The sequence below is a fragment of the Curtobacterium sp. VKM Ac-1376 genome (genome assembly GCF_015351025.1).
GTDB lineage: Bacteria > Actinomycetota > Actinomycetes > Actinomycetales > Microbacteriaceae > Curtobacterium.
Map to the genome: position 1 here is coordinate 63,665 of NZ_JADKRV010000011.1, position 12,211 is coordinate 75,875.

Consider the following 12,211-nt stretch of genomic DNA (forward strand, 5'->3'; position numbering starts at 1 on the left):
GGGCGGTGGAACCTGGGTGTGCCGCACCCCGGAAGCAATCAGCTTGACGCCTGAGCGTAGGCAGTCAGGCTCTTGACCATCCGTCGATCTTTCCAGTGGGCCATGCGTTCGATGCGGGGGGATCCGGCGTGTCTCGGGGACAACGATGCTCGGGTCCCAGAGGCGACGAGGTCGAGTGGACGTTTCAACACTCGGTGCGCGTTTCATCGCCCGATCTCCTTTCAGTGACGTTGCGGGTGCCTGGCCCCGTCATGCGGCATCAGAGACCATCGCCGTCTGCGGAGGTGCCTTCAGACGTGAGTACCGGTCGGTGTCGAGCTGAGGGCAGTCGTGCTGAGCGTGCTCCTGCGGACGGTGCTGACCGCGACGATGGTCGCGACGATGGAGAGTCCGGCGCCTGCGAGCATCGCGCCAGCGAAGCCCGGCAGGAACTCGCCCTCAACAGCACCACTCGCGTACACGGAGACAGCAACCGCGATGCCGATGGACCCGCCGACCTGCTGCACCATCTGCAGCATCCCTGACGCGGAACCAGTGTCAGTCTCGGGCACTGCGTTCATCACGGTCAGCGTGCCTGCGGTGAAGATCAGCGCAAAGCCCAGCGCTTGAATGATCAGCGGGACGAGGACGGCGATGTAGGAAGCGTCATCGGTGAGCGGGACCCAGAGCAAGAAGCCCGCTGTGACGAGAACGCCGCCGATGACCAGCGGGATCCGGGCACCGAACCGTGCGACGAGTCCGGGCACCCAACGGGTGACGATGAACACGGTCGCCGTGAGCGGAAGGAACGCGATGCCTGCGAGCAGCGGCCCGAAGTCGAGCACTCGCTGCAGGTACTGCACGATGAAGAACAGCATCGTGCCGTTCGCCCCCACGATCAGACCCATGTTCACCAGAGCACCGGCCCGCGGTCCGTCCTTCAGGAGGTGGACCGCGACCAGAGGATTCGCGGCACGCCGCTCGACGATCACCAATGCGGTGACGAGCGCGAACGACACGACGAAGAACGCGATGGTGCCGGTGTTCACCCAGCCGTTCTCGCCTGCGGAGATGAACGCCCAGACGATGCCGGCGGATGCCAGGCTGGCGAGGACAGCGCCAGGGACGTCGAACCCGCGCGCTCGGTGCCGGTCAGTTTCGCGGACGAGCCGATTGACGAGCAGCACGACGACGATGCCGACGGGGACGTTGATGAGGAGGCCCCAGCGCCAGGAGAACAAGTCCGTGAGGAGTCCGCCGAGGACCAGCCCGACGGAGGAACCGATCGCGGAGATCGAGGTGAACCATGCCAGCCCTCTCGCTCGCGCGGCGGCGTCCTCGGCCATTGTCGCGATCAATGCCAGAACGCTCGGCGCCGCCACCGCCGCCCCTACTCCCTGCAGGATCCGGGCAGCGACGAGCATCGTCGGGTCGATCGCGAAGCCGCCGACGAGCGAGCCAGCCACGAAGACGGCTGTACCGATCGAGAACACCCGCACCCGCCCGAGCGCGTCACCGAGCCGGCCACCCAGCAGTATCAGGCCACCGAACGCGAGCGCGTACGCGTTCGGAACCCATGACAGGGTGGCTGCGGTGAAGCCGAGCTCCGCCTGCACGGCTGGCAGCGCGACCGTCATCACCTGCGCATCGATCTGCAGCATCAGTTGCAACGCCAGCACCGCCGAGAGCGCGAGGCCGGCCGCTCGGGGGCGACTTGTCAGAAGGGTCATGATGCTGCTGCTCCGTATCGGTCGATCGGCACGAGGCGGGGTGTGGCCCCACCTCGCGCGCTACTCGGATGTGTTAGGCGACGGGGTCGCGCAGGATCGTGCGGAGCGTGTCCTGCGGCGTCTGCCGGGTGAAGGCGTCGAGGTGCACTTCGTGGTGCGGGCCGCTGCGGTGCAGGTTCTGCGCGGCGGCGAACTGGCCAAGCCGGTCGAGCGTGCTGAACTCCTCGGAGAACGGGCCGTGGTGCATGACCTGCACCACGTCCTGCTCGGGGATCGTGAACAGCTCCACGCTGTCCGCTGCGGACGTCAGTGCGCTTGCGGCCCGAGTGCGCGCGGCGTTGAGTTCGTCGGCGGTGATGCCTTCGGGGATCGTTGCCATGACGCGGTACTGCAGTGTCGGGATGGGGTTGACGCTGTAGAAGTCCGCGATCTCTGTCGGAAGGGATCCCTCGGGGTACCAGTACTGGATCTCGATGACGGGTTCAGCACCATCACCGTTGAGGGCGCGGGCGACGTCGCCGATCAAGAGCTTCTTCCGGTAGAACTGGTCGGTTCCGGGAGCACCGGAGCCGAGCACTGCCACGTAGTGCACCGTCGGGGTGTGAACGAGCTCGGGCTCGTCGCTGGCGTGCAGGTGTTGGGTCGAGGTTGCGGTTTGCATGGTGTGTCCTTTGCGGTCGGTTGGTTCAGATGTCGGTGATGGTGGTGTTCGCGATCGCGGTCGCGAGGGTCGGCCCGTGGACCGACGCGGGGGACTGAAAGCCGGGCGAAAACGTTCCGGCGGCTGTTCGCGCGGCGATTTCGACGCTGCTGAGCTGCGTGAAGCTGTAACCGCTGGGGGTGTCGATGCGGGAGCGCGCGATCTGCCCGTCCCCGCCCCGGACCTCGGCAACTGCTCGGTAACGGCCTGCGTCGCGTTCTTCGGCGCTGGGGCCGGCGGCAGCATCATCGAGGTCAGGGAAACCGCTGTCGGTCCGCAGGTACACGTCGATGTCGTGGATTCCGGTGGAGTGCTGCGCGGTCACGAGGTCACCCATCGACGCGAGTGTGTACTCCTCCATGCCCTCGCCTGCATCGAAGGAGCGCGTCAACGCTGCATCGGCTTCGGCGAGCACGCCGGCCCGTCGGGACAGCGGGCAGGTTGCTTCGATGCTCGCTGCGCTTGCCAGTGAGCCGCGGGAAAAACCGCCGGTGACGCGAATGGCGATCGTGAGGTGCTGCGGGTCGTCTACCCGACGAGCGGTGTGCACTGCGAGGGAATCGGTGGGGACGACGTCCCAGCCCACGCCGGACATGATCATCACGCCAGCTCGTTTCGCAGACTCGTCCATCGACGCGGCGAGGGTGTACGTCCCGAACTCAGCGGTGGTGTCCAGGTAGTGCGTGGATGCCTGTAGCGCCGCGCTCATCAGCGGTTCCGCGGTGATGCGGAACGGGCCAGCCACGTTCAACAGCACATCGATCGACTCCAGTGCGGTGGTTGCCGCGGCGACGTCGGTCGCTTCGAAGACCGCGCTCGGCGCGCCGAGCCGGTCGGCGAGAGCGTGCACCTTCTCGCGGTTCCGTCCACCAAGAACGATGTCGAGGCCACGTTCCCGAGCGTGCTCGGCGATCAAGGTGCCGGTGTACCCGGTGGCGCCGTAGATCAGGATGCGTCCGGTCATGCTGAAGCCTCCACGGTTCGGGCTCGGCGGTCAGGCACTGAAGCCACCGTCGACGTCGAGGTTCGCGCCGTTGAGGTAGGCGGACTCGTCGCTGGCGACGTAGGAGACGAAGGAAGCGATCTCCTCGACAGCGCCGAATCGACCGATCGGGATGAGGTCGCGCAGGGTCTGGCCCACAGGGCCGTCTTCGGGGTTGCCGTCTGTGTGGACGGGACCGGGCTGGACGTTGTTGATGGTGATGCCGCGCGGACCGAGCTCGCGGCTCAGGCCCTGGACGAGGCTTGCGACGGCGCCTTTGGTCATTGCGTAGACGGAAGAGCCTTGGCCGGGCACGAAGTGGGCGAGGACGCTGCCGATCGTGATGATTCGGCCGCCAGCAGCCATGTGCGGGGTGCTGAACCGGATGAGGTCGAGCGTTCCACGGATGTTGACGTCGACCATTTGATCGATCTCGTCGTCGGTGAGGGCATCGACCAGCTTGGTGGTGCCACCGCCGGCGTTGCTGACCACGATGTCGAGGCGCCCATGGCGCTCGAGGACGGTCTCGACGGTGCGCCGGACCTGGTCTCGGCTGCTGCTGTCCGCGGCGATGGCGCTTGCGCTGCCGCCCGCGGTTTCGATCTCGGAGACGAGCGCGTCGGCGTTCGTCGCGGCGGAGGCGTAGGTGAAGACGACGTGGGCGCCTTCTTCAGCGAGACGACGGACGATGCCGGCGCCGATTCCGCGGGCGCCGCCGGTGACCAGCGCCACCTTGCCGGCGTGGCGGCGCGGCGCGGTGGGCGCTGCGTTGGGGTGGTTGTTTGGAGTGGTGGTCGGGTCGGCCTGCATGCTGATGCTCCCGTGGGTCGTTAGTTGGAAGAGGTCGGGGCGGTTCGGGCGACCGTGGTCTCCAGTCCGCTGCGGATTTTCGCCATCGTGTCGGCGTACGCCTGGTCGAGGTCGATGTCGAGCCTGTCGGCGAGCACGAAGGCCCACCACACGGACTCAGCGAGCTTGTGCTCCAGCTCGGCGCGGGGGTTTCCGTCGATGTCCCAGGTGCCGTCGTCGGCGAGGATGAGCCGGCCGATGTACCCGACGTCGTTGGAGAACCCGAGCATGAGTTCGTGCAGTGACCAGGTCTTGCCGTTGAAGCGCTCCTCGAGGACCTCGTAGAGCTTCCGGACGTCACGTGCGGTGTCGCGTGCAGCGACGAGTGACGGGCTTTCGGTCATGATGATGCCTTTCGTGCTGGTGCGGCCTGGGCCGCTACGGAACGGTGAGCACCGGGGGTGCGTGGAAAGCCAGCGAGGGCGCGGCGCACGAGGGTGAGCAATGTCTGCTGTGTGGCGCCATCCGCGGCGCGGATGGCGAAACCGGTGGTGAGCGTGATGAGGTAGCTGGCAAGTTCGTCTGGGCTCTCATCCGCCCCGAGGTCACCGTCGGTGACGGCTTGGCGGAACCGGTCGGCCAAGCGCTGCTCGATGACGGTGCGGTTCTGGCGAAGGAGTTCGAAGGCATCCCCTTCGTCGGTCACCATGGCCTGGACGGACAAGCACCCGGGCGGGGTCAGTGAGTCCGTTACTGCGAGCGCGTTTCCGGTGAGGAGCGCTTCGGCAACTGCGGAGGCCGTTGGCTGCGCGAGCGCGTCCTCGACGTACCCCATGTTTCGGTCGACGTACCTCGCAAGGGCCCGTTGGAAGAGCTGACCCTTGTCACCGAACGCCTTGTAGAGGCTCGGTCGGCCGATGCCCATCGCCTCGGTGAGTTCGGTCAGGCCCGCACCTTCATACCCGTGTCGCCAGAACACGTCGACTGCTGCATCGAGGGCGGTGTCAACGTCGAATGATCGTGGTCGTCCAGGAGACGCCATGTCCCCACCTCCATTTCGCTACTGATCGGTAGACAATCATGGATCGGCGGGGTGCGCAACCTGTTTGGGGGCAGTGGGAGCCTGGGAGTGCCACTCCCAGGCAGGGCCGACCTGCTCGTAACTCGCCGTCCGGGGGAGCATCGATCCCAGGACGGAGATGCCGTCACACAGACTGGAAAGAGCAGATCAGGATGCCTCTCGATCACTACCGCACACTTGGCCGAAGCGCCCTCCGGGTCAGCCCCCTCGCGCTGGGCGCGATGAACTTCGATGACGGCAGCTGGGGTACAGCGCCGGAAGACGCGTTCCGCATCCTGGACCGGTACTTCGACCTCGGCGGGAACTTCGTCGACACGGCGAACGCGTACAACGGGGGCCAGTCCGAGGAGGTCCTCGGACAGTACTTCTCTGCTCGCCCCGAGCGGCGTCAGCGTGCGGTCCTCGCGACGAAGTTCGGTGGCAGCATGCGCCCTGACGACCCGAACGCGGGCGGTGCGAGCCGGAAGGCCATCCGGGAGGAGATCGATGCATCACTGCGACGGCTGCGCACGGACTACGTGGACATGTACTGGATGCACCAGTGGGACCGGCACACCCCGATGGAGGAGACCCTCTCCACGCTCGATGACCTCGTGCGCTCCGGGAAGGTGCGCGCCATCGGCGTCTCCAACACCCCGGCATGGTGGGTCTCCCGCGCAGTGACGCTCGCCGAGTGGCGCGACCGCACGCCGATCGCTGCCATGCAGGATGAGTACTCGCTGCTGGCGCGCACCCCGGAGGGTGAGCAGTTCGGCGTCGCCCGCGCGCTCGGGCTCGGAATCGTTCCCTGGAGCCCCTTGGCAAGCGGTGCGCTCTCGGGCAAGTACACGCGTGCAACCCCGACCGCAGGTGACACCCGCCGAGGCGCATACGTTGCCCCGCACGTCGGAGATGAGCTCTTCAGCCTCATCGACATCCTGCAGCGCATCGCGGACGAGGTCGGCGGTACTGTCGCCGGCGTCGCCCTCGCCTGGGTGCGGCAGCAGGAGCAGGTCACCTCCACGCTCATCGGAGCCCGGACAGTGGAGCAGCTCGAAGCGAATCTTTCGTCGATCGACATCGAGCTCACCCCGGATCAGCTCACCGAGCTGTCCGGCACCACAGCCCCGGAGCTCGATTACCCAATGACGGTGATGGACACCATCGCGCTGCCGTTCCAGTACGGGCCGACCACTATCAACGGCGTCACAGGGCGGGCATTCCAGCGCTGACCGTCAGAGCGGGCCGGCACCACCGCAGGCCCGCTCCACGCACCGGTGCCGGAGACGGCAGCGACGGCGACGGCGACGGCGACGGCGACGGCGACGGCGACCGTGATGGCTCAAATCAGCGCGGAAGCCCTCCCACAACCTCACGCAACCGGAAGGACCGACCGATGTCAGTTCTCACGCACTTGACGGTGCCGAATCGGCAGGCCTCGCCAGCGGGCGCCGCCCCAATTACGCTGAGCCCTATGAGCGTGCAGGACAACCAGCTCGGCGACTTCCTCCGCGCCAGCCGATCCCGTCTGATGCCCCGCGATGCCGGACTCGCCGGAGGAGTTGGCGGGCGCAGAGTTCGTGGTCTCCGGCGTGAGGAAGTAGCCGTGCTGGCGGGAGTCAGCGCCGACTACTACGCCCGCCTCGAGCAGGGTCGAGAACGGAACCCCTCACCGCAGGTCATCGACGCGATCGGTCGCGCCGTCCGCCTGTCCGCCGACGGCCGGGAACACCTCTTCCGGCTCGCTGGCTTGAATCCGCGACTGGGACCGGACACTCCACGAGACCTCGTTCACCCGTCGCTGCTCGAGCTGCTCGACGCGTTCCCCTCGTCGGCGGCCTACGTGCTCGGTCCGGCGTTCGATGTCCTGGCGACAAACCCGATTGCGGCGGCACTGCTCGCGCCCTTCGGCGACGAGCGGAACATGCCTCGGATCCTGTTCACGCACCCAGAGGCAAAGACGGTGTTCGCGGAGTGGGACCCGCTGGTCCGTGCCACCGTGCAGGCACTCCGGCTGAACGCTGGTCGCTTCCCCGCAGACACCACCATCCAGGCCCTGGTCGCAGAGCTCACAGAATGTTCGGCGCAGTTCACCGAGATCTGGGACGACAACGACGTCAGCGGTCTCGCCCGTACGATCAAGGTGTTCGTCCACCCCGACGCAGGACGGATTGAACTGACCTACCAGACCTTCGATGTGCACGATGCACCCGGTCAGCAGCTCCTCGTCGGGACTCCGCGCGTCGGCTCCCGCAGCGAAGAAGCGCTGGTCTACCTTTCGTCGCTGACCCCGGCGCGATAGCGCAGGGCGTTCGTCCAGCCCCCGGCTGTTCGCGCGGTGCCCACGCTCACAGGAAGTTCCGAAGTGCACGGAGAGCGTGCGGCTAGACCGTTGCTCGTTCTTGGGTTGTGTCGACGATCACTACTGCCCCCTCGTCGACTGCGCGGCCATCGACGTCGACGAACCCCACGTGAACCAGCCCTGCCGGATCCTGCTTCTGCCGGCTGACACTTGGACCGTCCGGGTGGGGCAGGTACTCGTCCCCCCACTGCTGCAGTGCCGCAATCACGACGTGCAGGCCTCGTCCGGCGCTGGTCAAGAAGTACTCCTGCCGCGGCCGTTGGCCCGGCTCTTGGTACGACTCGCGGCGGAGGATGCCTGCGTCGACGAGGGTTGTCAGACGCTCGCTCAGCACGTCGGCTGTGAGGCCGAGGTGTTCCCGGAAGACCTCAAACCGGCTCGTGCCGGAGATTGCTTCTCGGACGATCAGGAGCGTCCACCGCTCGCCCAGCACTGACAAGCTCCGCGCGACGGAGCAGGTGCTGTCCTGCAGTTTCGCGATGGGCATCGCTCATCCCTCTTTCGTCGTGGTGAGATCGCGCCGGGCGGACCCTCCAGCAGCGTACTTGCACCCGTCAGCCGTCCTGCGTCAGGGCGGCGATGTCTCGGCCGAGGTTGAACTCCAACGGCTCGCGCTTCTGCATGCCGTTCGCGAGGAGCCGCTCGACCCGCTCGCCGACCTTCGGCTGGGACACGGCGGCCCAGTACGCATCGGAGTGCAGGGGGAACTCTTCGTCGGGCAGGCGTGTGTACTTGTTGATGAGGTCCTTGACCTCGACGATCGCCTGGTGGTCCCACCCAGCGACGCGGCGGGCGAAGTCGGTCACGAACTGATCGAACTCGGCCTCGGGGAGCGCCCGGTTGACGTAGCCGTAGCGTTCGGCGAGTGCGCCGTCGAAGTCGTCTCCGCCGAGCAGGATTTCCATCGTCCGGCCACGGCCCACCAACGACGGCAACCGACCGCTGGCGCCTCCACCGGTGACGGCGGAAAGGGCGATCTCGACCTGCCCGAGCCGCGTCTTCTCGAGACTGGCGAACCGCATGTCCATCGCCAGCACCAGCTCGCTCCCTGCACCGCGAGTGATGCCCTTGATCGCAGCGATGGTGACGGCGTTCAACTTGCTCATCCGGACGGTGATGTCGACCCATGCGGTGTAGCCGGTCGGGCTCGGCAGCGCCTCCGCGGCGGCGTTGTCCACCTCCACGTCGTAGTGCGCGATGAAGAACTCCGGGTCGGCACTGTCGAACAGCACCACGTTGACGGTGTCGTTCGATTCCAGCTCTGTCAGGAGCTCCTTCAGGTCACGCATCATCTCGAGCCCGATGACGTTGATCGGCGGGTTGTTGAACGTCACCCGCCAGAAGGTCGGCGATTCGACGGTGAGCGTCAGGTGCTCCGGGTTGTAGGTGTCAAGGAAGGACATGTGAGCACCATAGCAACCTCAGTTGGAAAATCCTATTCAGGCGTCCAGGCTGGCGTGGATGTGCCACTCCTAGGCGGCGGCGCCCTTCGGTGCCGGCGACGAACGTCCGACACTGGGAGTCAGCGGCCGCGGAACGGCTGCCGACCACATGACGTAAGGAACCCCGTGCCATTCGCCGACGAACTCATCAACGGCTGGACCGCCGAGAGCCTCACCCGTGCGATCCGGACGGCGGCCCCCGACGCGCCCTTGACCGCGCTTCGTGCCGCAGGGACGCGACTTGAGGGGCTGGCACTTCGTGAGCGGGCCGATGTCCTTCGCGACGCGCTGCTCGAGGACCTCCCGGGTGACTACGCGCAGTTCGCGCGCGTCCTTCGCTCGGCTCGGGACACCGCGCCGTCCTTCTCCGGATGGCTCATCTGGCCGGTCACCAGCGCCGCAGCGACGAAAGCCGTGACCGACGGCAGCGACACAGCCTTCGATGACGCGATGTCACTGATGGCGGAGCTGACCGGACGGCTCACCGCCGAGTTCGCGATCCGCACCCTCCTCCGACACAACCTCGACCGGGCACTCGACATCGTGACCGGGTGGACGCAGTCGGATGATGTTGACATCCGACGGCTCGCCTCGGAGGGCACCCGCTCCTACCTGCCTTGGTCCGTGCGCGTCCCCGAGCTCATTGCTCGTCCCGGCGTGACGGTCTCCGTCTTGGACGCGCTGTACCAGGACCCCAGCGAGTACGTGCGTCGATCGGTTGCGAACCACCTCAACGACCTCAGCCGCGACCACGCGTCTCTTGTCGTCGACACGGCGAGACGGTGGTCTGAGAGGCCCGACGCCAACACGGCCTCCGTCATCCGTCACGGCCTACGAACACTCGTCAAACGAGGTGACGCCGGAGCGCTGTCCGTCCTCGGCTTCTCCGCCGACAACGCCTCGATCGAGGTTGACGGACCACGCCTCGACCGTACCCGTGTTCCCGCTGGCGAGGCAGTCGAGCTACACGCCACCATCCGCAACGTCGGGGACGCCGACGCTCGGCTCGCCATCGACTACATCGTCCATCATCGACGCGCCAACGGCGGGCAGACCACCAAGACCTTCAAGCTCACCACCGCGACCCTGAAGCCAGGACAAAGCGTCGAAGTCCGCCGATCGCACTCCTTCCGCCCCATCACCACCCGCCGCTACTACCCCGGCGAGCACGCCATCGCCCTCCAGATCAACGGCGTCGCGACCTCGCCGGCGACGTTCGAGCTCCTCCCGCCGACCTAGCCCGGGCGACGGCAATTCGCGACACTTCCGCCGTCAGCCTCGCAGCGTTGAGGAGGCGGCACACGGTTGCGGTGTGACGATCGGTCAAGCAGTCCTCGGCCTCGCAGCAGTCGTTGCCGTCCTCACCGTCATCCCCGGTCTCGATACGACCCTGGTGCTCCGCGCAGTGCTCGTCCGCGGTCGAAGGTTGGCCTTCGCGACAGCATTCGGCGTCGGCGCAGGGGCGCTGGTCTGGGGTGCAGCGGCAGCGGTCGGTGCGGCCGCGCTGCTTGCCGCATCTGAACTCGCTTACCGGGTTGTGACTCTTGCGGGCGCCGCGTACATGGTCCACCTCGGCGTGAGCATGATCGTGAAGAGCGCACGCCGGCACCAGATCTCGGTCGACCATGCGCCGACCACGCCCGCCTCCCCGTAGCGATCTTTCGCAACGGGGCTGTGGACGAATCTGCTGAACCCGAAGATCGGCGTGTTCTACATCGCAACGATCCCCCAGTTCATCCCTGAGGGAGTGCCGAACCTTGCGATGGGACTTCTCCTTGCCACCGTGCTCGGCTTGGCCTGGTTCGCGTTGATCATCATCGCTGCAGGTGCCGCGCGTCGCTGGCTGACTCGACCACGCACCCTGCGCCTGGTCGATGCCGTCGCTGGAACAGTGCTCGTTGGATTCGGCGCGAAGCTCGCTCTGCAGCACCGCTGAACGCCCCTTCGGGAACGCGGAAGAGCCCCGGCAGCAGGGGGGTGCTGCCGGGGCTCGCTTTCTACCCGGGCGGGTGGTCAACCGCGGGACGTGTTCACGTCGTTTGGGCCGCGCTGTCGGACCTGGCGGTGATGATCAGGTCCGTGATGCGGCCGCTGGGGCCAAGGCGAAAGTCGAACAGGAAGGGTCCCGCTTCCGCGCGGAGGTCTTCGTGCCGGCCGCTCATGTCCACGATCACCTGCCACCGGTCGTTCTCGCGCAGCCAGTGTCGGATCGGCACATGGATGTAGCCGGCGATGAACCAGGGGCTCTGCACGAACTCGCCGATGATCTCGTTGCGGAGTTCGACACCGTCGTGGGTGACGGTCGCGCCAGGGGCGAAGGTCTCGAGCACGCTTTGGACATCACCTGCGTTGGTGCGGTTGAGGGACCAGTCGACGGCCCACGGCAACGTCGAACGGGTTACAGCGGCGTCGGTCATGGCAGCTCCTTGTGCAGCACTTCGGTCGTCTTGAGGTTGGACAGCGCGGCGTCGTACTCATGTCGCGATGGTGAGAACCACAAGCGCGAGCCCACCCTTCCGCCGCGGTTTGATTCAGCGGCGGAAGAGTGGGTGTTGACGGCGGTGTGACGCAGCAGTCTCGAGGGTGAGAGCATCCCGGGGTGGCGTCAGGCGTCAGGTGAGGTCGGCCCGGACGCGCTGGAATTTCTGGTCCTCGTCGAGCGTGATGTCGAAGATCCCGCCGGTCTGGCCACCGGGGAAGTCCCCGGTGAAGTCGACCTCGACGTGCAGGTAGCCCGCGTGCGGTTCGATGCTGACGAGCCGTGTTCGCGTGTTGTAGCCGATGAAGTACGACTCGAAGTAGTCGGCGATCTCCGACGGGCCGTTGTAGATGTGTCCGACGGACGGGTCGTCGAGGACTCCGTCGCTGCTGAAGAAGTCGAGGTAGGCAGCGGTGTCATGCGTGTTGGTGGCTGCGATCCACTTGTTGATCGTGTCGCGCTCGAGGGTGAGGTCCTGCGTGGTACTGGGCATTGCGGTCTCCTTGTCCGAGCCCGGTGCAGTACTGCTCCGAGCGGTGATCGTGTGTGCACCATCGAGACTGCCCGTGCTGCGAGCGTCGACCCAGGGTGCAGTGCTCCTAGGCGGAACGGTCCCGGTGCATGCCGGATCGCCCCGCAGGAGCGCCCCGCGGGCCCCTTCACCCGGGCAGGTTCGACATCTTCGCGC

General features: G+C 66.7%; 13 protein-coding genes and 1 pseudogene. 4 read left to right on the forward strand and 10 right to left on the reverse strand.

Annotated elements, in window-relative coordinates; genetic code table 11:
- Positions 1 to 290: 290 nt before the first annotated feature.
- The 6 genes from ITJ56_RS13160 to ITJ56_RS13185 all read right to left on the reverse strand — a co-directional run bounded on the left by ITJ56_RS13160 (position 291) and on the right by ITJ56_RS13185 (position 5,222).
- On the reverse strand, positions 291 to 1,709 hold the full coding sequence (locus ITJ56_RS13160) for an MFS transporter (RefSeq protein ID WP_194631067.1): 1,419 nt from the start codon (positions 1,707 to 1,709) through the stop codon (positions 291 to 293).
- Positions 1,710 to 1,782: 73 nt separating this feature from the next.
- Entirely contained in the window at positions 1,783 to 2,370 is a 588-nt protein-coding gene (locus ITJ56_RS13165; RefSeq protein WP_194631068.1) for a GyrI-like domain-containing protein, read from the reverse strand.
- Between the two features lie 25 nt (positions 2,371 to 2,395).
- On the reverse strand, positions 2,396 to 3,373 hold the full coding sequence (locus ITJ56_RS13170; protein ID WP_194631069.1) for a saccharopine dehydrogenase family protein: 978 nt from the start codon (positions 3,371 to 3,373) through the stop codon (positions 2,396 to 2,398).
- 30 nt (positions 3,374 to 3,403) lie between these two features.
- The gene (locus tag ITJ56_RS13175; protein WP_194631070.1) at positions 3,404 to 4,201 is read right to left on the reverse strand and encodes an SDR family NAD(P)-dependent oxidoreductase; all 798 of its coding nucleotides are present in this window, start codon (positions 4,199 to 4,201) and stop codon (positions 3,404 to 3,406) included.
- 20 nt (positions 4,202 to 4,221) lie between these two features.
- Positions 4,222 to 4,584 carry a hypothetical protein gene (locus ITJ56_RS13180; protein WP_194631071.1) on the reverse strand — a complete coding sequence of 121 codons (363 nt, stop codon included), beginning with the start codon at positions 4,582 to 4,584 and terminating at the stop codon, positions 4,222 to 4,224.
- On the reverse strand, positions 4,581 to 5,222 hold the full coding sequence (locus ITJ56_RS13185; RefSeq protein WP_194631072.1) for a TetR/AcrR family transcriptional regulator: 642 nt from the start codon (positions 5,220 to 5,222) through the stop codon (positions 4,581 to 4,583). The genes ITJ56_RS13180 and ITJ56_RS13185 overlap by 4 nt, the downstream gene beginning before the upstream one ends.
- A gap of 191 nt (positions 5,223 to 5,413) precedes the next feature.
- Here ITJ56_RS13185 and ITJ56_RS13190 point away from each other — a divergent pair, with 191 nt between their 5' ends.
- Together ITJ56_RS13190 and ITJ56_RS13195 are read left to right on the forward strand one after the other, a co-directional pair.
- A complete protein-coding gene (locus ITJ56_RS13190; RefSeq protein WP_194631073.1) occupies positions 5,414 to 6,472 on the forward strand; it encodes an aldo/keto reductase in 1,059 nt (352 codons plus the stop codon).
- A gap of 242 nt (positions 6,473 to 6,714) precedes the next feature.
- A complete protein-coding gene (locus ITJ56_RS13195) occupies positions 6,715 to 7,542 on the forward strand; it encodes a helix-turn-helix transcriptional regulator (protein WP_194631074.1) in 828 nt (275 codons plus the stop codon).
- Positions 7,543 to 7,624: 82 nt separating this feature from the next.
- On the opposite strand, the gene ITJ56_RS13200 is transcribed toward ITJ56_RS13195, so the two are convergent.
- Complete coding sequence (locus tag ITJ56_RS13200) at positions 7,625 to 8,089, reverse strand: winged helix-turn-helix transcriptional regulator (protein ID WP_194631075.1); 465 nt, start codon at positions 8,087 to 8,089, stop codon at positions 7,625 to 7,627.
- A 67-nt stretch (positions 8,090 to 8,156) separates the two neighbouring features.
- Entirely contained in the window at positions 8,157 to 9,005 is an 849-nt protein-coding gene (locus ITJ56_RS13205) for an enoyl-CoA hydratase/isomerase family protein (protein ID WP_194631076.1), read from the reverse strand.
- A gap of 165 nt (positions 9,006 to 9,170) precedes the next feature.
- On the opposite strand from ITJ56_RS13205, the gene ITJ56_RS13210 reads away from it, so the two are divergent.
- Both ITJ56_RS13210 and ITJ56_RS13215 read left to right on the forward strand, forming a co-directional pair.
- Positions 9,171 to 10,283 carry a DNA alkylation repair protein gene (locus tag ITJ56_RS13210; protein WP_194631077.1) on the forward strand — a complete coding sequence of 371 codons (1,113 nt, stop codon included), beginning with the start codon at positions 9,171 to 9,173 and terminating at the stop codon, positions 10,281 to 10,283.
- Between the two features lie 73 nt (positions 10,284 to 10,356).
- Positions 10,357 to 10,980: pseudogene (locus ITJ56_RS13215) on the forward strand (LysE family translocator).
- A gap of 94 nt (positions 10,981 to 11,074) precedes the next feature.
- Here the strand turns inward: ITJ56_RS13215 and ITJ56_RS13220 are convergent.
- Both ITJ56_RS13220 and ITJ56_RS13225 read right to left on the reverse strand, forming a co-directional pair.
- Positions 11,075 to 11,461, reverse strand: coding sequence for a nuclear transport factor 2 family protein (locus ITJ56_RS13220; RefSeq protein ID WP_194631078.1), 387 nt, complete (start codon positions 11,459 to 11,461; stop codon positions 11,075 to 11,077).
- Positions 11,462 to 11,656: 195 nt separating this feature from the next.
- Positions 11,657 to 12,016: a YybH family protein gene (locus ITJ56_RS13225; RefSeq protein ID WP_194631079.1), complete on the reverse strand. Its 360-nt coding sequence runs from the start codon at positions 12,014 to 12,016 to the stop codon at positions 11,657 to 11,659.
- Positions 12,017 to 12,211 lie beyond the last annotated feature (195 nt).